Genomic DNA, 25,685 nt, shown 5'->3' with positions numbered 1-25,685 from the left:
GAAAAAAACACTTGGAATTATTTCCAAGTGTTTTTTATTTATTGTAAGTTTAAAAGACCAAACCAAAAACCTACATATGAACAAGAAACATATTCGAAAAGAAGTAATTGCCCATTTAACAACGTTAAAACAAAATGAAATCGACGCTCTGAAACATTCTCATGGCATTTATTCCGATGGTGCCGATTTGGATGAAGAGTCGAGCCTTGGATATGATGATTTTGCACAACAAAGTCAATCGACAGATTCAGCCATGAATTTAGAATTCCGTATCAAACAAGCGGAAGAAAATCTAGAATGGTTTAAAAACATCCAAATGGATGATGCCAAAGGCATTCAAGAAGGAAATGTGGTGGTAACCAATAAAGTGAACTTTGTGATTGGTTTAGCTTTTAAAGATTTTCAATGGAATCAAGAAAATTTTGTTGGAATCAGTACCAATGCACCAATTTTTGAAGCATTGTCGGGGAAAAAAGAAGGGGATCATTTTAATTTTAATGGAATTGATTATACCATAGAAGAAATATTATAACATGCCAAAAATTCATACAATTGATTTATTTTTTCAAGAAGAAAATCACTCAATTGCCGCGTATTTAATCGAATCATCTAAAGGGCCTGTACTTGTTGAAGTGGGGCCGATGACAACATTTGAACATCTTAAAAAAGGAATTGAAACCATCGGCTTTCAAGTCGAAGACATTCAACACGTGTTTTTAACGCATATCCATTTTGATCATGCGGGAGCCGCTTGGAAATTCGCCGAACATGGAGCGAAAATTTATGTTCATCCCATAGGCCTCCCTCATTTGCATCAACCGGAAAAATTATGGAATTCCGCAGCCCAAATTTATGGAGAAGATATGGATCGTTTATGGGGTGAAATGAAATCCATCCCCTATGATCAATTAATCTCGGCTGAAGATGGAAATGCTTTTGATTTTAATGAGTTTCAAATCAAGGTAATAGATACACCTGGACACGCCATTCATCATAATGCATATCAAATCGATGATATAATTTTTACAGGCGATGTCGCAGGGGTTAAAATAGAGGATGGACCAATTGTGCCACCGTGCCCGCCACCAGACATTAATCTGAAGGTATGGAAAAATTCGATCAAGAAATTGAAAAGCCTACGACCTACAGCGTTGTACTTAACCCATTATGGGAGACAAGAACAGCCAGATAAGGTATTAGATGAATTAGAAATCATGTTAGATGATTGGGCAAATTACATCAAACCTCATTTCGATCAGCAAACGCCAGTAGAAGCAATTATACCAGAATTTATGGCGTATACGCAAGATCAACTTCGTTCGAAAGGTGTTCGAGAAGAATTAATCAAAACCTACGAGTATGCCAATCCAAGTTGGATGTCAGTCAATGGTCTTTTACGCTATTGGAAATTAAAAGAACAAGGCCGAATTTAAAGATACTAAGCTGTCCATTTCGGACAGCTTTATTTGATTTTGGGGAGAAGATGTAGTTTTTTATTGTTGATGTACACTTTTCGCTGAAACGATATTCCTCCTTCGCTCTCAATGGCACTGTAATCAATCTGGCGTAGCTCCAATTGATGACGAATAGCCCATAAATAACCTTGTCGTGAAACTCCAAATGCTCGAATTCCTACTGCGTTGTTGATGCATTCAGCGAGTTCTTCATCGTTTAATAACTCCAATTGTTTTGTGAAATAAAGAAAATAATCCTTTCCCGTGATTAGATTTTCCATCATTATTGAATTTTAACATCGTAGTTGAACAATTTAAGTTGACCTGATGCATTTAAAACTTCTGTGCCAAACTCAAAAGAGGAAAGATAAATCGCCTTAGTCATATCTGGCTGTTTGAGGATATAGTGTATAAAAGGCATTAGATTTAATTTTCCCTTGGTACGTTTTTGTTGCCGCACAAATGCAATGTATTTCCAACCTTTTTGCAATTCTTTCTTATACAAATCGCCAATATAAATTTCGTAATTTCCATCGGAAGTAAAAAGAATACCTTTTTTCTTCCCAAAGGGTTTAAATTTTTGATAATCTTCCCAAATCATAATTTCAGCTGTAATCGATTCAAATCCGACCTTCGGTTGATCATGCAGCCAAAAATCAAAGGCTAGATTATATTTACCTTTTGTTGTTAGGAGATCCGTATCATATTCTACTTCAAATTCTTGAAGGTTTTTAAGATTCTTATAAAAATTAGGTGCCGGCAATTGGGAAAGATCTCCCCACGGACTGACACCGAGCGATAACATCGGATATCCTAAAACACCGTAAGATTTTTGAGGAACAGTCCAACGCCAGCCAACGATGGAATCAGAGGTGAATATAGTTTGGGTATACGTTCCTTTCTTTATTTTAAATTGTCCCCATTGATTATTATTTAAAATATAATTTTTCCATTGAATCGTATCACCGCTGTGATGCTTTTCGACAGATTGTGCTTGAGTCCATGAGATCCAACTGAAACTAAGTACGATTAAAAATTTCATCATAAAAGAAAAGGACACCTTTGAGGATGTCCTGATAAAGTTAATGAAAATCGTCCATTATAATTTTGAAATTCGTTCTTTTGCACGGTTAAAATCAACAATTAATTCATCAAATACTTCTTGTACAGTAGGAATCGATTGGATTAAAGCGGATACTTGTCCAATTTCTAATTCACCGTGATCCAAATCGCCTTCAAACATACCTTTCTTTGATCGTCCACGTCCCAAATGTTCTTTTAATGCTTCAGGTGTCGTTCCATTTTGATACATTTCTTGAACTTCATGATAGAATTGATTCTTGATTAAACGTACCGGCGCTAACTCTTTTAACGTAAGTTGAGTATCACCTTCCTGTGCCTTTACAATTTCTTGCTTAAATGCATCACAAGCAGATGATTCTTGTGTAGCCGCGAAACGAGATCCTATCTGAACTCCATCAGCACCTAATGCCATAGCTGCCAGCATCTGTGCACCTGTCGCGATTCCTCCGGCTGCAATTAAAGGGATGTCGATGTGTTGGCGTACATTTGGAATAAGACATAGGGTAGTCGTTTCGTCTCTGCCATTATGTCCACCTGCTTCAAATCCTTCTGCCACGACAGCATCAACTCCAGCATCAACACATTTTTGTGCAAATTTTGTACTACTCACCACATGAGCTACTGTAATTCCTTCTTTTTGCAGAGTCTCTGTCCATGTTTTTGGATTACCCGCTGAAGTAAAGACTGTTTGTACCCCTTCTGAAATAATAATCTCCATAATTTCTTCAAGGTTAGGATATAACATGGGAACATTGACCCCAAAAGGTTTGTTAGTCGCTTGTTTGCACTTGATAATGTGTTCTTTAAGAACATCGGGATACATGCTTCCGGCACCAATTAAACCTAACCCTCCCGCATTACTGACTGCAGAGGCTAAACGCCAACCACTATTCCAAATCATTCCACCTTGAATAATCGGATATTTTATTGCAAATATTTTTGTTATATTCGTGTCCATTTTATTATATTTAGTTGCTAAAAATAAAAAAAATATAATTAAGTATTTGAAGTGGTGAAAAAGTTTGAACTGACAGTTTGTCTTTGGCAAATTATTTGATTCGGGCTTTTTGAATTTTGAATAAAATAATAGAGTTCTGCTCTACTAAACAATAAAAAAGATATAACTATGTATTGGACTTTAGAATTGGCATCTTACTTAAGTGATGCACCATGGCCAGCGACAAAAGATGAATTAATTGATTATGCAATTCGTACGGGAGCTCCTTTAGAAGTAGTAGAAAACTTACAATCTATTGAAGACGAAGGGGATTCTTACGAAAGTATCGAAGAAATCTGGGCTGACTATCCAACGGATGATGATTTCCTTTGGAACGAAGACGAATATTAAAATAAAAAAGCCCATATTGGGGCTTTTTTCAATTCTATAACTTCTATTACAAACATAGTTGATGTATATTTGTATCCAAAAGATAACACTTTCATTTTTAGTGGTTCTTTTGGATTAGAACGAACAACCATATGAATATTATAAATAAAATTTTACAAGGTTTCTTAGGGAATAAAAACGAGAAAGATGTAAAAGAATTACGTAAATACGTAGATTTAGCCAATAGTTTTGGCCCATCTTTAGAGGCCTTAACAATTGATGAATTAAGAGGTAGAACACTACATTTTAAAAAACAATTAAAAGATGCTACTGTTGATTTTACTGCTCAAATTGATGAGTTAAAACAAAAAGTAGAAGCAACAGAAGATTTTACAGAAAAAGAGCAAATCTATGCTCAAATTGATAAAATCAATAAAGAAGCTTATCAAGTCGAAGAAAAAATCTTAACAGAAATTCTTCCGGAAGCTTTTGCTGTTTTACGTGAAACGGGGCGTCGTTTTACAAACAACGAACAGTTAGAAGTTACGGCTTGGGATTATGATAAAGAATTAGCACAGCAAGGAGTAGATTATGTCACTTTAAAAGACGAAAATACAGCCATTTGGTACAACGAATGGGATGCTGCTGGTCGTAAAGTGAAATGGGACATGGCACACTATGACGTTCAATTCATTGGTGGTGCTGCATTACACTTAGGTAAAATTGCAGAGATGCAAACCGGGGAAGGGAAAACATTAGTGGCTACTTTACCAATTTACTTAAATGCCTTAACTGGACGCGGAGTTCACTTAGTAACGGTGAATGATTATTTAGCGAAACGTGATATGGCATGGATGCGTCCAATCTTTAACTTCCACGGTTTAACAGTGGATTGTATTGATAATCACCAACCAAACTCTCCAGGACGTCGTAACGCCTATGCATGTGATATCGTTTATGGTACAAACAACGAATTTGGTTTCGATTATTTACGTGATAATATGGCGAACGAGCCTAGTGCATTAGTTCAACGTGAGTTAAACTTTGCCATTGTCGATGAGGTCGATTCAGTATTAATCGATGATGCTCGTACACCATTAATTATTTCTGGTCCTGTACCTCAAGGTGATCGTCACGAATTCGATGTATTAAAGCCAAAAATTGATACTTTATACCACATCCAACGTGAAATGTTAGGGAAAACATTGAATGAGGCGAAAGCTTTATTCAAAGCTGGAGATTTAAAAGAAGGTGGTTTCAAGTTGTACCAAGTATACCGTGGTTTACCAAAGTATAAACCTTTAATTAAATTCTTATCGCAAGACGGTGTTCGTGCTCAATTACAAAAAACAGAAGGATACTTCATTCAAGATAATAACCGTGAAATGCCTAAAGTGGATCAACACTTATATTTCACAATCGATGAAAAATCAAATCAATCGGATTTAACGGATAAAGGAATTGAGTATTTATCGAAAGGTATGGAAGATGAAAACTTCTTCATCTTACCTGATGTTTCGACAAATATTGCTGCAATTGAAAACTCAGGAAAACCAATCGAGGAAATTGCGCAAATGAAAGAGGATTTCTTCCGTGATTTCTCAATTAAATCGGAACGTATCCATACAATGTCTCAATTGTTAAAAGCCTATACATTATTCGAAAAAGATAATGAATATGTAGTGGTAGACGGTGAAGTAAAAATTGTAGACGAGTCGACAGGTCGTATTATGGATGGTCGTCGTTATTCGGATGGATTACACCAAGCCATCGAAGCCAAAGAAAATGTAAAAATTGAAGCAGCTACTCAAACTTTCGCAACGGTTACATTACAGAATTATTTCCGTATGTACAACAAGTTAGGAGGGATGACTGGTACTGCCGAGACGGAAGCAGGTGAATTCTGGGAAATCTATAAATTAGATGTTGTTTCTATTCCTACTAACCGTCCAATTTTACGTCAAGATAAAAACGATGTAGTGTTTAAAACGAATCGTGAAAAATACAAAGCGGTTATTGAAGAGATTGAAAAATTGTCTCAAGTGGATAAACGTCCTGTATTGGTGGGTACAACGAATGTTGAAGTTTCCGAATTATTATCGAAAGCTTTAAAATTGAGAGGTATTCCTCATAATGTCTTAAATGCCAAATTACATAAAAAAGAAGCAGATATCGTAACAGAGGCTGGTCGTCCTGGTGCAGTAACAATTGCAACGAATATGGCAGGTCGTGGTACCGATATTAAATTAACTAAAGAAGTAAAAGATCTAGGTGGTTTAGCTATTATTGGTACTGAACGCCATGATTCACGTCGTGTTGACCGTCAGTTACGTGGTCGTGCGGGTCGTCAAGGTGATCCAGGTTCTTCTCAATTCTTTATCTCATTAGAAGATTCGTTAATGCGTTTATTCGGTTCTGAACGAATTGCAAAATTAATGGACCGTATGGGACATAAAGATGGGGAAGTAATTGAACACTCTATGATTACGAAATCAATCGAACGTGCACAGAAAAAAGTAGAAGAAAACAACTTTGGGGTTCGTAAACGTCTTTTAGAGTATGATGACGTAATGAATAAACAACGTGAAGTAATCTACAAACGTCGTCACAATGCCTTATTTGGTGATCGCTTAGAAGTGGATATCGCAAATATGATTTTCGATGTTTCTGCTGCCATTGTGAAAGAAAACAAAGAGTTTGATGATTTCAAACAATTTGAATTAGATTTAATCAAATACTTTACAATGGGTACTCCTGTTGATGAAGCAACGTTCAAATCAACAAGCGCAAAAGAATTGGTAAATATTGTAAATGCAGCAGCGTTAGCTGATTATAAAGCGCGTATGGAGTATGTCGCTGAAACAGCTTTCCCTGTTATTGCTGGGGTTTACGAAAATCAAGGACATATGTTCTCTCGTATCCAAGTACCATTTACAGATGGAATTCGTCAAATGACAGTGGTATGCGATTTAAAAGAAGCTTACGAATCAAAAGGAAAAACAATTGTAAAAGATTTCGAAAAATCAATTGTTTTATCTTTAATTGATGATAACTGGAAAGAACATTTACGTGATGTGGATGATTTACGTCGTACTTCTCAAAATGCGGTTTATGAGCAAAAAGATCCATTGATTGTTTATAAACAAGAATCTTTCATGATTTTCCAACGCATGTTAGATACTGTGAATAAGGAAATTATTTCATTCTTATTCAAAGGAGAATTACCAAATGCGAAAAAATCAGAAGAGCAAGCTGAAGAACAACAAGCTTAATTCAATTTTATTCAATATATTTAAAATCCATAACTCCAAAGGTTATGGATTTTTTTTATGAAAACAGATTGGACAGGAATTTATTTGCATGGATATCAAGGGTATGTCACTCCTGAAAAGAAAATATTTTTAGAAGGATTAGGGGAAATTTATGCGCCTACCATAGATTATGATCAACAGCCAACCATTATTTTTCAATTGTTGGAACAGTTTAAAGATCAAAAATTAGATTTTGTGGCTGGAACAAGTCTTGGAGGTTTATTAATCTATCATGTCGCGATGATGCTGGAAGTTCCTTGCTTACTATTAAATCCTGCTGTAACAGCTTTGGAACAGGTCAAACCATTTTTGCCTCAAGAAGCATTGAAGAGAAAGCATTCTTCAAAACTAATGGTTCTAACAGGGATGGAAGACGAAATGGTGGACCCTTTAAAACAAATCGATTTCTTTGAGAATAGATATACTTCAACCCAAGATTTTCAATTGATACAAGATTCAAGTTTAGGTCATTTCGTACCCTATGAAACGTTTGAAGCTACCTTTCATGCATTTTTTAAATTTTTGAAATAAAAAAAAGACATCACTAACGATGTCTTTTTTTTATTTGTAATCTGAAGATTATAATTTGTTTTTGATGTAATTCTGCACCTTATCCGTAATAATGGGAACGGCGATCATAATTAAACCGGAAATTAAGATTTTACTCAATCCCTTCATCGGGTATTTTTCACTTGCTCGATTTCCTAACCATTGAAGCGAATCTTCGATCTTAGAAGAGGCAAATGATGCATCATTCGTAAATGTACTAATCATATTGACCGCTTTATTTACAACTGAATTTTCTTGCACTTTCTCCGATTGCCTCATTTCTGCTTTTAAGCGTCGTTTGGCTTTTCTTAGGTCTTCTAAATTCCTAATAGGCTTCTTTTTTAACGTTTGATTATTCTTCATCGTCTTCATCATCATCTTCATCGTTAATTAATGCACTCATAGCGTTTTGAACAGCGATATTCGCAATCATTAATTTTAATTTATTGCGGAAAACAATACATAAAATTAAAAATAGAAAATAACTCCCTGTAACTGCTAAAAATCCTAATCCATTATTATCAAAATAGTTTCCTAAAAGGAATCCAGCAGCTATGCTACCTAATAAAATTAAAAATAATAAGGATACGGCTAAGATAAGAACGTAAACACCACCAGCAAGCATATTACTTGTAGAATCTACAATGTCATATTTTGCTAATGTAATACGTTGATTAATGTATGTCTTTAAATCTCCGAACATGATGGACTTGGCTAGAATTAGATCTTTAAAAAAAGTTTATTTCAAATTCGTAGATTAAACACCTACATTTTCTTGAAACTCGTCTTTGACTTCTTTAGCTTTATCTTTAGCTTTTCCTTTGACGTCTTCAGCTTTTGCTAATAATTCATCTTTTTGTTCAGCTAATTTTGCTTTTACTTCTTCTAATTTCGCTTCTAATTCAGCTTTCGCTTTTTTCGCTTTCTCAGAAAAATCGCCAGCGTATTTATCTAAATCTTTTTTGTATTTATCAGCTTCTTTTTTTAATTTTTTACGTGTATCTGCTCCAGATTCAGGTGCATATAATAACCCTACAACTGCTCCAATTGCTGTACCGATTGCTAATCCTGCTAATAATTTTGTAGCATTATTTAATTTACTCATAACAAAGTTTTTTTTATAGATTAAACGAATTGTATATTTACACTCTAAAATTACAAAAACAATACCAAATAATTAAAGCAAACAATAAATTATTTAAGAAATGTTAGTTTTATCAGATAAATCACAAAATATGCCGGCGTCGCCAATTCGTAAGTTAGTGCCTTACGCAGATGCTGCAAAACAGAGAGGTACTAAAGTTTATCATTTAAATATTGGTCAACCCGATATCGAATCACCTCAAGCGGTTTTAGAAGGTTTGAAAAACTTTCCTTCAAACATTATTTCCTATACACATTCTGAAGGAACTTTAGAATACCGTCAAGCCTTAGCAGCTTACTATAATAATCGTGGGATTGATGTCACTGAAAAAGATTTTATTGCTACATTGGGTGGATCAGAAGCCTTATTATTCATCTTCGGTATTATTGCTAATCCAGGTGATGAAGTGATTATTCCTGAACCATTTTATGCGAATTATAATGGATTTACGTGTGAAAATGATGTGAATATTGTTCCAGTTCCTTCTTCAATTGATAATAACTTTGGTTTACCTCCTGTAGAAGAATTTGCGAAAAAAATTACAGATAAAACACGTGCGATCTTAATTTGTAACCCTGGTAACCCTACGGGTTATGTGTATTCGAAAGAAGAATTAGAACAATTAAAGGAAATTGTTTTAGAACACGATATTTATTTAATTGCAGATGAAGTATATGCCGAGTATTTATACACGGAAGAACCTTTTACATCAATTTTAAGTTTTCCTGAATTAAAAAATCATGCGATTGTAATTGATTCTGAATCGAAACGTTTTTCTTTATGTGGAGCGCGTTCAGGAGCAATCGTAACTCGCAATCAAGAATTCATGAATGTAGCGATGCGTTTTGCACAAGCGCGTTTAAGTCCAGTGGAATTATCACAATATATGGCGACTTTAGCGCATCAAAATGTTGGAACATACTTTGAAGATTGTCGTGCAGAATATTTAAAACGTCGTGATGTTTTAGTGAACGGATTAAAAGAAATTCCAGGTGTAGTGGTTCCAAATCCAAAAGGAGCGTTTTATTGCATGATTCAATTGCCAGTAGATAATGCCGAAAAATTTGCAATTTGGCTATTGGAGTCTTTTAATTCAAATGGAGAAACGGTAATGTTAGCACCAGGTGCTGGATTCTACAGTACACCAAATTCAGGGGTGCAAGAAGTTCGTTTGGCATATGTCTTAAAAGAGGAAGATTTGGTACGCTCAGTGGCGATTTTAAAAGAAGCTTTAGAGCAATATCCAGGTACAATTAGATAATTTCGAAATAATAGAATCAATGCATGGGTCCATTTGGATCATTTTTCATTGGATAAAATAGAACAAGATGAATATCATCGAAAATTTTTCTTTAAAATTATACAACACGTTTGGGGTAGAGGCGAAAGCAGATTATTTTGTAGAAGCCAACAGTTTTACGGATTTGAAAAAAGCATTGCTTTTTCGTCGTCAAAAGAATTTGGAAATTTTATTTATTGGCGGAGGAAGTAATATGCTTTTTGTGAATGATTTTAAAGGATTGGCTTTAAAATTAAACTTAAAAGGAATCGAAATTGTGAAGGAAGATGACGATTTTGTTTGGGTTAAAGCGCAAGGAAGTGAAAATTGGCATCAATTTATCCAATGGACATTGACGCAGGATTATGGTGGATTGGAAAATTTATCTTTAATTCCTGGGAATGTTGGAACAGCTCCGATTCAAAATATTGGTGCTTATGGTGTTGAAGCAAAAGATACCATTACGGAAGTTCAAGCTTTAGCATTGGAAACAGGGGATGAACGAATCTTTACAAACGAAGAATGTCATTTTGGATACCGTGAATCCATTTTTAAAAATGGATTGAGAGGTCAATATGTTTTAGTGGCAGTAACGTTTAAATTATCGAAACGCAACCACCAATTAAAAACAGGGTATGGTGCGATTCAACAAGAATTGGAAGCGGAAGGAATTCTTCATCCAACCATTCAAGATGTGTCTAATGCCGTTATTCGTATCCGTGAATCGAAATTACCTGACCCCGCACAAATTGGAAATTCAGGGAGTTTCTTCAAGAATCCTGTGATTTCGAAAGAAAAGTTTGAAGAGGTAATTGCTCAACACCCAACCATGGTGCATTATCCAACTGAAAACGGAGTTAAAATTGCTGCAGGATGGTTAATTGAACAAGCGGGTTGGAAAGGTAAACGTTTTGGAGATGCCGGAGTGCATGATAAACAAGCTTTAGTTTTAGTGAATCATGGAAAAGCTACGGGGAAAGAAATTTATGATCTTTCTGAACAAATTATTCAAGATATTCAATCGAAATTCAATATTACACTCGAAAGAGAAGTTAACATGATCAAATAATCATAAAAGGAATCCATCAGGGTTCCTTTTTTTGTTCTATTGGTGATGTGTTGAATGTTGAAATGGATCGTTATTCTACATCTTACGATAGACATTAGTGGTAAGAAGTATAACCAAAGAGATTCACTGCCCGATAAATCTTATCAATACATTAAGAAATGTACGAATCACAACTGATCAATATGGAATTTGAAACAGGTCGATTAATGACTCAAAATAGTTGTCCTCTTAAATTCTTAAATGTCCTTTGACTGACCTTTTCGAGTTGAATTTCTATTGATGTTGTATAGCGGTTATATGGCCATTGTATTGGAATTGTATAGGCGTTATATTGATCTTCTATAGGTTTTGTATTGGGTTTAACCGGAGTTTGTATTGATGTCATAATTTGGTGAATGTGATAATGAGTTAATTTGAGCATGAGATAATCATGCTATTCTTATAATTTAATTTTTGGTCATTTTGAGCTTGTCTCAGGATTCCATACGATCTATTATAGGATAAGAAGTTGAAACGCGTCCAGCTTGACAAGTTTATCCTTATGTCTTATTTAAGTTGTTATGGGTTGTAGGTTCTGGGTTATTTTGTATAAAGTAAAATGTAAAATGAAAAATGATTAGTGAATAACTAAAAGTGAAAAGTGAAAATTGAAAAATTTACTTTTGTACTAATTTCTAATTTCTAATTTCTAATTTCTAATTTCGCATTACGTATTACGTATTACGCCTTACGCATTACTTCTCACCAATCATTCATAATTCAAAATTCCTAATTCATAATTACATCTAACTACTAATTACTATCCCCATCCCTCAAGGCTATATACAGTATAGATAAAGTATGGATAGTGCATCAAATTGTATATTTATACATTGAAAAACCTTTCTTGAAAATTATTTCAAAAAATATAAAACTAACAATCAGTTGTTTAGAAGATAAATGTAAAATAATTGTAAACTTGATTTGGAAGTTTAAAATAAAGCGTCTTATATTTGCACTCACAATACGGAAGAAGAGTAGTATTGAAAATTGAAATCGCAAGGTAAATGACCGAAATTGATAACGAAGAAAAATAAATGAAAATTTATTTTGTAGTTTAAAAATAAGTATTACCTTTGCAACCGCAAACAACGAAAGAAGTTTGCATGACTAGAGAAGTTCATTTGAAATTACAATATAGACAGAAGAAATAAAAGCCGAATATAAATTAGGTCAATCCTTAAATAATAGAGTCATAAGGAAATTCGAAGTTGTAAAACATAAGCAGAAATGCTAAAAGAAATTATTTACAATGGAGAGTTTGATCCTGGCTCAGGATGAACGCTAGCGGGAGGCTTAACACATGCAAGCCGAGGGGTAGAGATAGCTTGCTATCTTGAGACCGGCGCACGGGTGCGTAACGCGTATGCAACTTGCCCTACTGAAAGGGATAGCCCAGAGAAATTTGGATTAATACCTTATAATAAATTTCATTGCATGATGAGATTTTGAAAGATTTATCGCAGTAGGATAGGCATGCGTCAGATTAGCTAGTTGGTGAGGTAACGGCTCACCAAGGCGATGATCTGTAGGGGGCCTGAGAGGGTGAACCCCCACACTGGTACTGAGACACGGACCAGACTCCTACGGGAGGCAGCAGTGAGGAATATTGGACAATGGGTGCAAGCCTGATCCAGCCATCCCGCGTGAAGGATGACGGCCTTATGGGTTGTAAACTTCTTTTATATGGGGATAAACCTACTCACGTGTGAGTAGCTGAAGGTACCATATGAATAAGCACCGGCTAACTCCGTGCCAGCAGCCGCGGTAATACGGAGGGTGCAAGCGTTATCCGGATTTATTGGGTTTAAAGGGTCCGTAGGCGGACCAATAAGTCAGTGGTGAAAGCCCATCGCTTAACGATGGAACTGCCATTGATACTGTTGGTCTTGAGTGAGGTTGCAGTGGCTGGAATGTGTAGTGTAGCGGTGAAATGCTTAGATATTACGCAGAACACCAATTGCGAAGGCAGGTCACTAAGCCTCAACTGACGCTGATGGACGAAAGCGTGGGGAGCGAACAGGATTAGATACCCTGGTAGTCCACGCCGTAAACGATGGATACTTGCTGTTGGGCGTAAGTTCAGTGGCTAAGCGAAAGTTATAAGTATCCCACCTGGGGAGTACGTTCGCAAGAATGAAACTCAAAGGAATTGACGGGGGCCCGCACAAGCGGTGGAGCATGTGGTTTAATTCGATGATACGCGAGGAACCTTACCAAGGCTTAAATGCATAATGACGTATTTGGAAACAGATATTTCTTCGGACAGAATGCAAGGTGCTGCATGGCTGTCGTCAGCTCGTGCCGTGAGGTGTTAGGTTAAGTCCTGCAACGAGCGCAACCCCTATCATTAGTTGCCAGCGTTTAAAGACGGGGACTCTAATGAGACTGCCAACGCAAGTTGAGAGGAAGGTGGGGACGACGTCAAGTCATCACGGCCCTTACGTCTTGGGCTACACACGTGCTACAATGGTAAGTACAGAGGGCAGCTACCTGGTGACAGGATGCGAATCTCGAAAACTTATCTCAGTTCGGATTGGAGTCTGCAACTCGACTCTATGAAGCTGGAATCGCTAGTAATCGCATATCAGCCATGATGCGGTGAATACGTTCCCGGGCCTTGTACACACCGCCCGTCAAGCCATGGAAGCTGGGGGTACCTGAAGTCGGTGACCGTAACAGGAGCTGCCTAGGGTAAAACTGGTAACTAGGGCTAAGTCGTAACAAGGTAGCCGTACCGGAAGGTGCGGCTGGAACATCTCATTTTTAGAGAACGACGAATTTTCTTCTATTTATAGAAGATTGACCTTAATTCGGTTTTATTTTACTGTCATATACTAGTAATTAGTAAAAAGTAAATAGTAATTAGAAAATCTAAGTACTCATTACTAACTACTGAAAACTAGAAATATAGACCACTCTTTAAGAGTATTAAAGAGTCTCATAGCTCAGCTGGTTAGAGCGCTACACTGATAATGTAGAGGTCGGCAGTTCGAGTCTGCCTGAGACTACAACGTAAAACGTTTAACGTATTACGTAATACGTAAGAAGAGGGGGATTAGCTCAGCTGGCTAGAGCGCTTGCCTTGCACGCAAGAGGTCATCGGTTCGACTCCGATATTCTCCACAATATTTAGTTCTAACGACTAAAAGAAGAGTTCATTGACATTATTAGAAAAAGATAACAAGAAATTGTTAACGACATACAATCAAACAGAGATTAAGAAATTAATCAAAGCAATATAGAATTAAATAATTAAACGATTTAATTCGGCAAATTGAAGGTATACAATTAAACAAAAACGAGTAAGATTAACATAACCGCTCATTATTATGACGGTTAAATTATGAAAAAAGTTACTAAGGGCGTACGGCGGATGCCTAGGCTTTGAGAGGCGATGAAGGACGTGATAAGCTGCGATAAGCTACGGGGAGCGGCACATACGCATTAATCCGTAGATTTCCGAATGGGACAACCCGGCATGTTGAAGACATGTCACTGCGCAAGCAGAGCGAACGTTGGGAACTGAAACATCTAAGTACCAATAGGAAAAGAAATCAATTGAGATTCCGTAAGTAGTGGCGAGCGAACGCGGATTAGCCCTAAAGACTTTATAATGCTAGCAGAATAACCTGGAAAGGTTAACCGAAGAGGGTGATAGTCCTGTAAGCGAAAGTGTTATAAGGTTGATAACGAGTAAGGCGGAACACGAGAAATTCTGTCCGAATATGGGAGGACCATCTTCCAAGGCTAAATACTCCTCAAAGACCGATAGTGAACTAGTACTGTGAAGGAAAGGTGAAAAGCATATCGAATAGATAGTTGAAATAGAACCTGAAACCGTACGCCTACAAGCGGTCGGAGCACGTAAGTGTGACGGCGTGCCTTTTGCATAATGAGCCTACGAGTTAATGTCACTGGCAAGGTTAAGTACTTCAGGTACGGAGCCGAAGCGAAAGCGAGTCTGAATAGGGCGATATAGTCAGTGGTATTAGACGCGAAACCTTGTGATCTACCCATGGGCAGGTTGAAGCTTTGGTAACACAAAGTGGAGGACCGAACCGGTTGACGTTGAAAAGTCTTCGGATGACCTGTGGGTAGGGGTGAAAGGCCAATCAAACTGGGAAATAGCTCGTACTCCCCGAAATGCATTTAGGTGCAGCGTTTAGTGAAGTATATTAGAGGTAGAGCTACTGATTGGATGCGGGGGCTTCACCGCCTACCAATTCCTGACAAACTCCGAATGCTAATATATGTTTCTAGGCAGTGAGGGCATGGGTGCTAAGGTCCATGTCCGAGAGGGAAAGAACCCAGACCATCAGCTAAGGTCCCCAAATATATGCTAAGTTGAAAAAACGCGGTTGGATTGCATTGACAGCTAGGATGTTAGCTTGGAAGCAGCTATTCATTTAACGAGTGCGTAACAGCTCACTAGTCGAGCGATCCGGCATGGATAATAATCGGGCATAAGCATATTACCGAAGCTATGGATTCATACTTATGTATGACTGGTAGGGGAGCATTCTAACGGCGCAGAAGTCACCTGGTAATGGGTGGTGGAGCTTTTAGAAAAGAAAATGTAGGCATGAGTAACGATAAAATAAGTGAGAAACTTATTCGCCGTAAGACTAAGGTTTCCTAAGCTATGCTAATCAGCTTAGGGTTAGTCGGGTCCTAACACGAACCCAAACGGGGTAGTGGATGGCAAACGGGTTAATATTCCCGTACCTGCACTCAATAAAAGTGACGAATGATTGTAGGAGGTGCGTGCTGACGGAATAGCACGTTGAACCTGCGTAAAGCAGGGATAGTACACAAATCCTTCGGGTGGCGTGATAATCCTCTGAAAATTGTTCCAAGAAATAGCGAGATGTGCAGCCCGTACCGTAAACCGACACAGGTGGTCGAGGAGAGTATCCTAAGGCGCTCGAGTGAGTCATGGTTAAGGAATTAGGCAAAATAGACCTGTAACTTCGGGAGAAAGGTCGCTGGCGTAAGTCAGCCGCAGTAAAAAGGCCCAGGCGACTGTTTATCAAAAACACAGGACTCTGCAAAATCGAAAGATGACGTATAGGGTCTGACACCTGCCCGGTGCTGGAAGGTTAAGGAAGGGGGTTAGCTTCGGCGAAGCTCTTAACTGAAGCCCCAGTAAACGGCGGCCGTAACTATAACGGTCCTAAGGTAGCGAAATTCCTTGTCGGGTAAGTTCCGACCTGCACGAATGGTGTAACGATCTGGGCACTGTCTCAACCATGAGCTCGGTGAAATTGTAGTATCGGTGAAGATGCCGGTTAATCGCAACGGGACGAAAAGACCCTGTGAACCTTTACTATAGCTTTGTATTGACTTCGGGTAAATAATGTGTAGGATAGGTGGGAGACTATGAAGCAGGTTCGCTAGGATTTGTGGAGTCATTGTTGAAATACCACCCTTTATTTACTTGGAGCCTAACTTCCTTAAGGAAGGACAGTGCATGGTGGGTAGTTTGACTGGGGTGGTCGCCTCCAAAAGAGTAACGGAGGCTTTCAAAGGTACCCTCAGCACGCTTGGTAACCGTGCGTAGAGTGTAATGGCATAAGGGTGCTTGACTGTGAGGCCAACAAGCCGAGCAGGTGCGAAAGCAGGACATAGTGATCCGGTGGTTCCGTATGGAAGGGCCATCGCTCAAAGGATAAAAGGTACTCCGGGGATAACAGGCTAGTCTCCCCCAAGAGCTCACATCGACGGGGAGGTTCGGCACCTCGATGTCGGCTCGTCACATCCTGGGGCTGGAGAAGGTCCCAAGGGTTGGGCTGTTCGCCCATTAAAGTGGCACGCGAGCTGGGTTCAGAACGTCGTGAGACAGTTCGGTCTCTATCTGTTGTGATCGTTAGAAGTTTGAGCGGACTTGACTCTAGTACGAGAGGACCGTGTTGAACAAACCTCTGGTGTATCAGTTGTGCCGCCAGGTGCACCGCTGAGTAGCTACGTTTGGATGAGATAAGCACTGAAAGCATATAAGTGCGAAACTCGCCGCAAGATTAGACTTCTTTAAAGGGTCGTGGCAGACTACCACGTTGATAGGCTATAGATGTAAAGGCAGTGATGTCAAAGTCGAGTAGTACTAATTACCCATAAACTTTTTCAAATATTAATTTAACCGTCATAGAGAAGGTTAGTTAATCTTATTTGAATTGTATACTGGATTGTATAAGCAAGAGTATTTGTATTCAATTATCTAATAATGTCAAAAATAGATTAGGAATCAAACCTAATTAAAAATAACTAAGAAATTAGGGTGGTTATAGCGAAAGGGCTCACCTCTTCCCATTCCGAACAGAGAAGTTAAGCCTTTCAGCGCCGATGGTACTGCTATTGCGGGAGAGTAGGTCGCCGCCAGTCTTTATTTAAATCCTCAATCATTTATTTGGTTGGGGATTTTTTTTTATGCTATAAGCTGTAGGCTTTATGCTATAGGCTTTAAATCTTTACTTTGCTAATGTTTCGTGCTGAATGAAAGATTTCCGGTGTCTGAGGTTCTCGAAGACAAAGGAAATCGGCACTTCGAGAACCTCAGTGACCGATTTTTGTATGTGAATAAATAATTTTGAGCAAAAAGATTAGTGAATAACTAAAAGTGAAAAGTGAAAATTGAAAAATTTACTTTTGTTCTAACTTCGTCTTACGTCTTACGCATTACGTAATACGTTTTGGTTTTTGTAAAATGTAAAAAGATTAGTGAATAGCTAAAAGTGAAAAGTGAAAGCAGTATCCAAAAAATGGACAAAACCAATTCAAAACTGGGGATTAATTTTAAATCAATTTTTAGCTATATTTGAAAAAAGGGTTCAACTATAAAATAGTCAAACCCATCTGAAATATGTTTACACAAAATTTTGGACAGTGTCCTTTTTATTTTATTGTGAATGTTGGGTTAAAATTCTAACAACACATATAACATTCTACTTTTTTAAAATTTATAAAAAAATGATTTTTCATAAATATATTTATACTTCTGTTTTTTGTATATTTTTAATTCTTTACTATTTTTTTCTTTGAAAACAGAATCTCCTATTTCTAAATAATGTGAATATCTATTTTCAAAATATTCGTCATCTGTAAAATATTTTTCTATGCTTTCCTCCTTTATAGTAAAAATATCCGAAAAGTATTAATAAAATAACTATAGGATATAATTTCCATATATTTTTAAATTTCATTTTCTATTTAGATTTCATTAATGGTATTGCAGCATGAACTTTATTACCAACTATAAATCTCCTAAAATTTTCAGGAAAATTAAAATCCCTAATGCAGTAGATATTAATCCTGAATAAAAAAGTTGTATTTCTACAACTTTTTTAGGATCGTCTTCTGATAATTTCCAATACTTATTCCTTAAAGTTATTATTATTCCTACAGATAAGAAAATAATTGACAAAACAAATAACTCAATGTCCATTTATTTATATTTTATGAATTGATCCGCAGTTTTCTCTGCTCCCATAACAGTTCCTTCTATCATAACTTCACTAACCTTATTTTGACCAGCTTTTACAGCCTCATCTCCCGCAACCTTTCGAGTTGCGTTTATTCCACTTTTACTTAAGATCCCAAAAACCAAAGATAATCCTAGTTTAATGGAATTATTAATGATAGTTTCTTTGGTTATACCATTTTTTATAAAATCACCTGAAATTTCCATCGCTAATCCTGCCTTTGACACTGTTGCTCCTACTGTCGCTGTAGGTATTCCAACTTCAGCACCAATACCAGTAGCGGTCATTCCTAACCCTGTAACTGTTGTTACATCTCCACCTATTTGAAGTGACTCATCTGTTGTTTGTAATCCTTCTCCAAGTGCTTGTCGAGCAACTCCCGAATAAATAGCATTGTCTTTTGGATTGAGAGTAGAAATACCTGAAACACTTTGATTATCATACATTGCAAGTAATGCTTGATCTTGTACCGATTCCGACTTACCATTTGCAGTATAATATCCATTATTACCTAACGTAATATTTCTTCCAGTATCTCCTGCTGTATATGACGTTCCATTCGCAAAATGTTTTGAACCACTTCCATATAATGAAGTTGCTGTGTTTTGATTTTTCACTCTGCTATCATATATCATTTTACCATTTGACAAAACCCAATCCTCAGCAGCCATCCCATCAGGATCTATGAAGAATACAAAGTTATTAAGAGCATATGTATAAGGAGAAAAACGTCTTGATTCCTCCGCGAGCGGGTCAATATTAAACCAACGTCCAATAGCAGGGTCATAATTTCTTACGCCGTAGTTGTATAAGTTAATGTCTAAGTCTGTTTGCAATACTTTTCCGTTGTATTTGTAATTATAATCTTAACACTTCCAAAATTTAAAAATAATCAGCATACATATCATAAATAAAAAAGCCCAACTAAAAAGTTGAGCTTTTAATTATAATTAATGTAATATATTATTTATCTCTTGTCATCACGTAATTCACTAGTAACTCTAATGATTTACGATATTCGTTATCGGGCATTTCTTTAAGGATTTCTAATGCATCATTTGCATATTTTTCCATCGTCGTGCGAGTGTATTCAATTCCACCGTTTGCTTTCACAAATTCGATCACCTCTCGTACACGTTTTTTATCATTATTGTAACGCTTTACGGAATTAATTAACCATTTTCGGTCTTTATCACTCACATGATTTAACGTATAAATTAATGGAAGAGTCATTTTCTGTTCTTTGATATCAATTCCAACAGGCTTACCAATAGCATTGGAAGTGGTATAATCAAACAAATCATCTTTAATTTGAAATGCAATTCCTACCAATTCACCGAAGCGATGCATTTTGTTTGCAGTTTCCTCATCCACACCAACTGATAAAGCACCAGCTTTACAACATGCTGCAATTAACGTAGCCGTTTTCATACGGATAATTTCATAATAAACTTCTTCCGTAATATCTAATTTGCGTGCTTTTTCTAGTTGCAGTAATTCACCTTCTGATAATTCTTGAATGGCAGTTGAAACAACTTCTAATAGATCAAAATCTTTATTTTTACACGATATGATTAATGTTTTTGAAAGTAAATAATCTCCAACCAACACCGCTACTTTATTCTTCCAAATCGCATTTAACGAAAAGAATCCACGACGTAATTGACTATCATCAACTACATCATCGTGAACTAGAGTAGCCGTATGAATTAACTCGATAAAAGAAGCCGCACGATAGGTACGTTCTTGCATTTGTCCTAGCATTTTAGCAGATAAAAAAACAAACATTGGTCGCATTTGTTTTCCTTTTCTACGGACAATATAATGAGTAATACGATCTAAAAGTGAGACATTACTCTTCATGGATTCGAAGAACTTGTTTTCAAACAATTTCATCTCCTCAGCAATAGGAGCTTTTATTAAGTCTACAGTGTTACCCAATTTGAATATTTTTAATTAGTAAAATTTTTAAAACAGTGTAAGATTTGTTTTGCGTGGAATCCTTTAAACTTGAACTCCTCACCACTGATGCAAATTTGATTTTGCTCGCGTGAAGATAATGAAATTCCCTCTAATTGTCCTAATTGGGTTGTAAAACCTAAGGGTAAAGTCACCGAGTGTTTACTATCGGTAAAAATTAAATCAGACGAGTTCTCTGGTAAATCAAACCATTGCATCACGGCAATTGTTTCTAAAGTATAACCAATCAGATATAATCCTTTATCTTTTGGATGAGTGGAAAGATATGCTCCAGTTACCATATAATTGGTTGGGAATTCTTCAAGTTTTTTAGCGGCATGTTTTTTCGAAGAATCGATTGGAATAACGTAATGGGAAGTCGCTTTATTGGTCCATTCTTTTGTTAAGAGATGAATTTGATTGTTAAAAACAAAAAAAGCTTCAGCATCCCAATTGGTTGTCAAATTTTTGTATCCAAAAGTATCTTGTTCGGGATAGAAAAATTCGATTTTTTCTGCTTGAAGGGTTTGTTTTTTTGCATTTAAGTTAATGTCATCACGTTTAATGTAGTAAATAGCCAAATCCTTACGTTTGCCTAGATTATTCCCAAAGTCAGCAAAAAAAAGGTATTCATCACTCAATTCGATTTCTTCCCAATCGATATTAGGTGCATTTGAAATGGTGATGGTTTGTAGGATTTCACCTTTTTGAGAAAAACGATATAGTTCTGATGAATTTCCAGAATCATTTAATCCCCAAAAAGAAACTACACTCTTATCTCTATCTTCATACGCTAGAGCTGATATTTCATCTAATTCTTTTGGAAGTTCCGTCGAATGAAATTGAATATCATCAATTGATAACGTATCTCGTTTTACTGGATGTTGTTGTGCACAACTGATTTGCAATAAAACAAATAAAGATAGGAGTGTAGGTAGTATTTTCATTGTTATGATAATTAATTGTCGCCAGTCTTATTGGCTAATTGCCCGCAAGCCGCATCGATGTCTTTTCCTCGGCTACGTCTTACATTGACCACAACATTATTCGCTTCCAACGCACGAATGTAATCATCAATGGCTTTTTCAGACGCTTGTTTGTAGATGCCGTCATCAATTGAATTGTACTCGATAATATTGACTTTCGATGGAACTTTTTTACAAAATTTTACCAAGGCATCAATATCTTCTTTTTTATCGTTTACGCCACCCCAAACAATGTATTCGAAAGTGATGCGTAAACCAGTTTGAGCGTACCAGTATTGTAACGATTGCATCAAATCTGTTAAAGGAAATTTAACAGAGAAAGGCATAATGACATTACGCACTTCTTCACGTGCTGAGTGTAAAGAAACCGCAAGATTTACACGTAAATCTTCATCGGCTAATTTTTCAATCATTTTCGGAATTCCTGAAGTTGAAACCGTAATACGACGAGGCGCCATTCCTAACCCTTCTGGTAATGTAATTTTTTTGATGGCAGAAATCACTTCATTGTAATTCAATAAAGGTTCTCCCATCCCCATGAATACAATATTACTCAAAGGTCGATTAAAATAACGTTTACTTTCTTCATCGATAATCACTACTTGATCTACAATTTCAGCAGCCGTTAAATTTCGCATACGTTTCAATTGAGCGGTTGCACAGAATGTACAATCGAGACTACAACCAACTTGCGAAGAAACACATGCTGTTGTACGAGTATCTGTAGGGATTAAAACTGATTCAACAACGTTACCATCATGAAGCTTCACAGCATTCTTGATGGTACCATCATTTGATTTTTGTAAAAGATCAACTTCAACAGGCTGAATTTGAAAGGACTCTCCTAATTGCTCACGTAAAGCTTTAGAGATGTTCGTCATATCTTCAAATTGGTGGGCATTCTTTTTCCATAACCATTCGTACACTTGTTTTGCGCGAAATGATTTTTCACCAATTGATTTGAAGTAATCTTCAATTTCAGCTTGAGATAATCTTCTGATGTCTTTTTTATTATTATCCAAATTTGATAATATTATAAGATTAACATTGCATCACCGTAAGAGTAGAATTTATATCCTTCTTTTACCGCTTCGTTATACGCTTTCATTGTTAATTCGTGTCCTGCAAATGCAGATATCATCATGATTAACGTTGATTTTGGCGTATGAAAGTTTGTAATCATACAATTTGCAATTGAGAAATCGTAAGGTGGGTGAATAAATTTATTTGTCCAACCATCAAATGCATTTAAATGACCATCTGCTGAAACAGAAGATTCGATTGAACGCATTGAAGTAGTACCGATGGCACAAACTTTCTTTTTGTTATCAATTGCACGATTAACTAAATCAGCTGATTCTTGAGGAATAATCACCTGTTCAGATTCCATTTTATGTTTCGATAAATCTTCTACCTCAACAGGGATAAAAGTTCCTAAACCAATATGTAAAGTTAATTCAGCAAAGTCAACACCTTTAATTTCTAATCGCTTTAATAAGTGTTTAGAGAAGTGTAAACCAGCAGTAGGAGCTGCAACTGCACCTTCGTGTTTTGCATAAATTGTTTGGTAGCGCTCAGCATCTTCTGGCTCTACTTCACGTGTAATATATTTCGGAAGTGGAGTTTCTCCTAACTCTTTTAATTTGGCACGGAATTCTTCGTAAGAACCATCAAATAAGAAACGTAATGTACGTCCACGAGAAGTCGTGTTATCGACAACTTCTGCTACTAAAGTATCATCGTTGTCAAAGAATAATTTATTTCCGATACGAATTTTACGAGCTGGATCAACTAAAACATCCCATAGGCGCGTTTCAGCATCTAATTCTCTTAATAAGAAAACTTCAATATTCGCACCTGTTTTCTCTTTATTACCCATTAAACGAGCTGGGAAAACTTTAGTGTTGTTACGAATCATTACGTCTCCTTCATCGAAATACTCAATAACATCTTTAAATAATCTATGCTCAATCTCACCAGTATCACGGTGTACGACCATTAATCTTGCCTCATCTCTATTTTCAGCTGGGTGTTCAGCTAATAGTTCATCAGGTAAATTAAAGTCAAAATCGGAGGTTTTCATTTTCATAACTACAGAATTTTTTGCAAATATACGCCATCGAGACCCCCTTTGTCAAGTTTATTTGCATATAATCTCTGTTAATCGTTGATTCCTATTATATTTGATGCATGAAAAAAATGGTTTTATTCCTATTTATCATTCTTTCCTTCATAAATTGTCATCAAAATTTAGCAGAAAAAGAAAATTTAAAGAAGGAAGAAAACGCGGAGTCATCGGAAGAAGATTTTGCAGTCGAATACCCGAAAGCACCCGATTTTTCTTTATCGGATCGTGAGGGGAGAGCTGTAGCTTTAAGTGATTTCAAAGGTAAATTGGTTTATATGGATATTTGGGCGACTTGGTGTGGTCCGTGTCGACAACAATTTCCTGCTTTAAGAGCCATTGAAGAAAAATACAAAAATAAAGGCATCGTATTTTTAAGCATCTCAGTGGATCCCGATCATCTGAAACCTCAATGGGAAAAAATGATTGACGAAGAGCAATTGAAAGGTGTGCAGTTATTCGCTGGGAAGACATCTGGGTTTGATGAGGCTTATGGAGTCGAATTTATACCTCGATTTTTATTAATTTCTTCTCAAGGGGATATTTTAATGGATCAAGCTCCATTCCCGATGGATCATCAATCGGGTGAAATAAATCCACATTTAGAAGAAATTTTCCAACTTTATATCAATACTAAATAAAATAAATTACTCAAATGAAATTAACTCTACTATCGCTGTCTTTGTTAGCAGGAATCACGGCTAATGCACAGTCCAACTATGAAGAAGGTTATGTGATCCAATTAAATGGTGATAAAGTCGAAGCGATGATTCGATATCAAGATTGGGCTAAAAATCCTAATGTTATTGAATTCAAAATCAACGGGGAGAAAAATGTAAAAACTCCAAAAGAGATTAAAGGTTTTGGATTGAATAATGGGGTTTATTATATCAGTTATAATGGAAAAGTGGATCAATCCAGTCAATTTTACAATCGATTATCGGAAGATAAGCAACCAGAATGGGTGGAAACTTCAACTTTTTTGAAACGATTAGTTGAAGGGCCAGCAAGTCTATTTGTATACGACAATAATACTGCAGTAACTTATTACTATAATTTAAATGATGGTGAAATAAGTCCTCTGATTTATAAAATGTACAAAACGGATATGGGAAATTCTGCTTATAATGAGCAGTATAAAAATCAATTAAGAGCAAACGTTTATTGTGGAGGCCAAGAAATTAATAAAGTTAAATATAAATATTCTGACTTAGAAAACTACTTTGAAACTTATAATGAATGTGTGTCAGGAGCTGATTATGTGCGTTATTCAACTGAGAAAACGAAAAGTATAGTTGAATTTGGAATTCAAGCAGGAATTCGTTCGGAAAAGAATAATGTCGATTATCCGGTATACAACGCAGCACATACTTTTTCTGCGACATCACCTACTTTCGGAATAAATGCTGAATATCAATTTCCATTTTTAAAAAATCGTTATGCCTTGGCGGTTGAAGCGAATTATTTTCATTTTAAACGTCAGGATATACAAGCAAATCCTCGCTTTGGGTTAGCGATTGAACGAAAGATTGTCGAAATACCCCTTGGTTTAAACTATTATATTATGAAAGAAGCCCAGCATAAATTATTTGTGGGTGCTTTTTATAACTTCAAAATTGATTTGTCTGATTCTAATTATACCGAAGTGGTATATTCTGAATCGAATAAATCCAATATTAATAATATTTCCTCTTTTAGTTTAGGAGCAGGATATCAATGGAAAAATTTAGGAATTAAAGCGAGATACAATTTGAATTCAAAATTTGATGTCAGTGAATATATGAAAGGTAATACATCCTCTTTCAGCTTGAATTTATTCTATAAATTTAAAACGATATCATTTTAATCCAAATAAAAAGCATCTCATACGAGATGCTTTTTT

Annotated in this window: 20 protein-coding genes, 2 tRNA genes, 3 rRNA genes and 1 pseudogene; 14 read left to right on the top strand and 12 right to left on the bottom strand. The window is 36.3% G+C overall.

Annotated features, from left to right (window positions below; all coding sequences use genetic code 11):
* Positions 1 to 76: 76 nt before the first annotated feature.
* Together AC1QSP_RS04310 and AC1QSP_RS04305 are read left to right on the top strand one after the other, a co-directional pair.
* On the top strand, positions 77 to 532 hold the full coding sequence (locus tag AC1QSP_RS04310) for a hypothetical protein (protein ID WP_484079937.1): 456 nt from the start codon (positions 77 to 79) through the stop codon (positions 530 to 532).
* A gap of 1 nt (position 533) precedes the next feature.
* The gene (locus AC1QSP_RS04305) at positions 534 to 1,433 is read left to right on the top strand and encodes an MBL fold metallo-hydrolase (protein WP_484079936.1); all 900 of its coding nucleotides are present in this window, start codon (positions 534 to 536) and stop codon (positions 1,431 to 1,433) included.
* A gap of 29 nt (positions 1,434 to 1,462) precedes the next feature.
* Here the strand turns inward: AC1QSP_RS04305 and AC1QSP_RS04300 are convergent, their stop codons facing one another.
* From AC1QSP_RS04300 to AC1QSP_RS04290, 3 genes are read right to left on the bottom strand one after another with little or no spacing between them, the layout of a single operon-like run.
* On the bottom strand, positions 1,463 to 1,738 hold the full coding sequence (locus tag AC1QSP_RS04300; protein WP_484079935.1) for a hypothetical protein: 276 nt from the start codon (positions 1,736 to 1,738) through the stop codon (positions 1,463 to 1,465).
* Positions 1,738 to 2,499 (bottom strand): GH12 family glycosyl hydrolase domain-containing protein, encoded by a 762-nt coding sequence (locus AC1QSP_RS04295; protein ID WP_484079934.1) that lies wholly within the window; start codon positions 2,497 to 2,499, stop codon positions 1,738 to 1,740. The genes AC1QSP_RS04300 and AC1QSP_RS04295 overlap by 1 nt, the downstream gene beginning before the upstream one ends.
* A gap of 54 nt (positions 2,500 to 2,553) precedes the next feature.
* Positions 2,554 to 3,495: an NAD(P)H-dependent flavin oxidoreductase gene (locus tag AC1QSP_RS04290; RefSeq protein ID WP_484079933.1), complete on the bottom strand. Its 942-nt coding sequence runs from the start codon at positions 3,493 to 3,495 to the stop codon at positions 2,554 to 2,556.
* Positions 3,496 to 3,663: 168 nt separating this feature from the next.
* On the opposite strand from AC1QSP_RS04290, the gene AC1QSP_RS04285 reads away from it, so the two are divergent.
* From AC1QSP_RS04285 to AC1QSP_RS04275, 3 genes are all read left to right on the top strand, one after another.
* Positions 3,664 to 3,885 carry a DUF2795 domain-containing protein gene (locus tag AC1QSP_RS04285; protein WP_019976296.1) on the top strand — a complete coding sequence of 74 codons (222 nt, stop codon included), beginning with the start codon at positions 3,664 to 3,666 and terminating at the stop codon, positions 3,883 to 3,885.
* Positions 3,886 to 4,016: 131 nt separating this feature from the next.
* A complete protein-coding gene (secA, locus tag AC1QSP_RS04280; RefSeq protein WP_322969563.1) occupies positions 4,017 to 7,136 on the top strand; it encodes a preprotein translocase subunit SecA in 3,120 nt (1,039 codons plus the stop codon).
* 57 nt (positions 7,137 to 7,193) lie between these two features.
* Positions 7,194 to 7,706: a YqiA/YcfP family alpha/beta fold hydrolase gene (locus AC1QSP_RS04275; protein ID WP_484079932.1), complete on the top strand. Its 513-nt coding sequence runs from the start codon at positions 7,194 to 7,196 to the stop codon at positions 7,704 to 7,706.
* A gap of 48 nt (positions 7,707 to 7,754) precedes the next feature.
* On the opposite strand, the gene AC1QSP_RS04270 is transcribed toward AC1QSP_RS04275, so the two are convergent.
* From AC1QSP_RS04270 to AC1QSP_RS04260, 3 genes are read right to left on the bottom strand one after another with little or no spacing between them, the layout of a single operon-like run.
* Complete coding sequence (locus AC1QSP_RS04270) at positions 7,755 to 8,087, bottom strand: hypothetical protein (protein WP_484079931.1); 333 nt, start codon at positions 8,085 to 8,087, stop codon at positions 7,755 to 7,757.
* Positions 8,077 to 8,427 carry a phage holin family protein gene (locus AC1QSP_RS04265; protein WP_484079930.1) on the bottom strand — a complete coding sequence of 117 codons (351 nt, stop codon included), beginning with the start codon at positions 8,425 to 8,427 and terminating at the stop codon, positions 8,077 to 8,079. The genes AC1QSP_RS04270 and AC1QSP_RS04265 overlap by 11 nt, the downstream gene beginning before the upstream one ends.
* Before the next feature lie 54 nt (positions 8,428 to 8,481).
* Positions 8,482 to 8,829 carry a YtxH domain-containing protein gene (locus AC1QSP_RS04260; RefSeq protein ID WP_322969568.1) on the bottom strand — a complete coding sequence of 116 codons (348 nt, stop codon included), beginning with the start codon at positions 8,827 to 8,829 and terminating at the stop codon, positions 8,482 to 8,484.
* Positions 8,830 to 8,929: 100 nt separating this feature from the next.
* On the opposite strand from AC1QSP_RS04260, the gene AC1QSP_RS04255 reads away from it, so the two are divergent.
* The 7 genes from AC1QSP_RS04255 to rrf all read left to right on the top strand — a co-directional run bounded on the left by AC1QSP_RS04255 (position 8,930) and on the right by rrf (position 17,636).
* Positions 8,930 to 10,129 carry a pyridoxal phosphate-dependent aminotransferase gene (locus AC1QSP_RS04255; protein WP_322969569.1) on the top strand — a complete coding sequence of 400 codons (1,200 nt, stop codon included), beginning with the start codon at positions 8,930 to 8,932 and terminating at the stop codon, positions 10,127 to 10,129.
* 67 nt (positions 10,130 to 10,196) lie between these two features.
* Complete coding sequence (gene murB, locus AC1QSP_RS04250) at positions 10,197 to 11,216, top strand: UDP-N-acetylmuramate dehydrogenase (RefSeq protein ID WP_484079929.1); 1,020 nt, start codon at positions 10,197 to 10,199, stop codon at positions 11,214 to 11,216.
* 1,288 nt (positions 11,217 to 12,504) lie between these two features.
* A 16S ribosomal RNA gene (locus AC1QSP_RS04245) occupies positions 12,505 to 14,021 on the top strand.
* Positions 14,022 to 14,192: 171 nt separating this feature from the next.
* Positions 14,193 to 14,266 (top strand) — tRNA-Ile (locus tag AC1QSP_RS04240).
* A gap of 41 nt (positions 14,267 to 14,307) precedes the next feature.
* A tRNA-Ala gene (locus tag AC1QSP_RS04235) sits at positions 14,308 to 14,381 on the top strand.
* 223 nt (positions 14,382 to 14,604) lie between these two features.
* A 23S ribosomal RNA gene (locus AC1QSP_RS04230) occupies positions 14,605 to 17,382 on the top strand.
* 146 nt (positions 17,383 to 17,528) lie between these two features.
* Positions 17,529 to 17,636: ribosomal RNA gene (gene rrf, locus AC1QSP_RS04225) — 5S ribosomal RNA — on the top strand.
* Together the 16S, 23S and 5S rRNA genes with 2 tRNA genes alongside form the textbook arrangement of a ribosomal RNA operon.
* An 868-nt stretch (positions 17,637 to 18,504) precedes the next feature.
* Here the strand turns inward: rrf and AC1QSP_RS04220 are convergent.
* From AC1QSP_RS04220 to queA, 6 genes and pseudogenes are all read right to left on the bottom strand, one after another.
* Entirely contained in the window at positions 18,505 to 18,696 is a 192-nt protein-coding gene (locus AC1QSP_RS04220; protein ID WP_484079928.1) for a hypothetical protein, read from the bottom strand.
* Positions 18,697 to 19,581: pseudogene (locus tag AC1QSP_RS04215) on the bottom strand (RHS repeat-associated core domain-containing protein); the annotation flags it as partial.
* Between the two features lie 115 nt (positions 19,582 to 19,696).
* Entirely contained in the window at positions 19,697 to 20,629 is a 933-nt protein-coding gene (locus AC1QSP_RS04210) for a polyprenyl synthetase family protein (protein ID WP_484080384.1), read from the bottom strand.
* Between the two features lie 56 nt (positions 20,630 to 20,685).
* On the bottom strand, positions 20,686 to 21,639 hold the full coding sequence (locus AC1QSP_RS04205; protein WP_484079927.1) for a hypothetical protein: 954 nt from the start codon (positions 21,637 to 21,639) through the stop codon (positions 20,686 to 20,688).
* 11 nt (positions 21,640 to 21,650) lie between these two features.
* On the bottom strand, positions 21,651 to 22,700 hold the full coding sequence (gene rlmN / locus AC1QSP_RS04200) for a dual-specificity RNA methyltransferase RlmN (RefSeq protein WP_322969575.1): 1,050 nt from the start codon (positions 22,698 to 22,700) through the stop codon (positions 21,651 to 21,653).
* Positions 22,701 to 22,711: 11 nt separating this feature from the next.
* Positions 22,712 to 23,761 carry a tRNA preQ1(34) S-adenosylmethionine ribosyltransferase-isomerase QueA gene (gene queA, locus AC1QSP_RS04195; RefSeq protein ID WP_323674100.1) on the bottom strand — a complete coding sequence of 350 codons (1,050 nt, stop codon included), beginning with the start codon at positions 23,759 to 23,761 and terminating at the stop codon, positions 22,712 to 22,714.
* A 107-nt stretch (positions 23,762 to 23,868) separates the two neighbouring features.
* Here queA and AC1QSP_RS04190 point away from each other — a divergent pair, with 107 nt between their 5' ends.
* Positions 23,869 to 24,444, top strand: coding sequence for a TlpA family protein disulfide reductase (locus tag AC1QSP_RS04190; protein ID WP_484079926.1), 576 nt, complete (start codon positions 23,869 to 23,871; stop codon positions 24,442 to 24,444).
* A 14-nt stretch (positions 24,445 to 24,458) separates the two neighbouring features.
* Complete coding sequence (locus AC1QSP_RS04185) at positions 24,459 to 25,649, top strand: hypothetical protein (protein ID WP_484079925.1); 1,191 nt, start codon at positions 24,459 to 24,461, stop codon at positions 25,647 to 25,649.
* Positions 25,650 to 25,685 lie beyond the last annotated feature (36 nt).

It is taken from the genome of Faecalibacter sp., from assembly GCF_057177045.1.
This window is presented reverse-complemented; position numbering and strand designations above follow the sequence as displayed.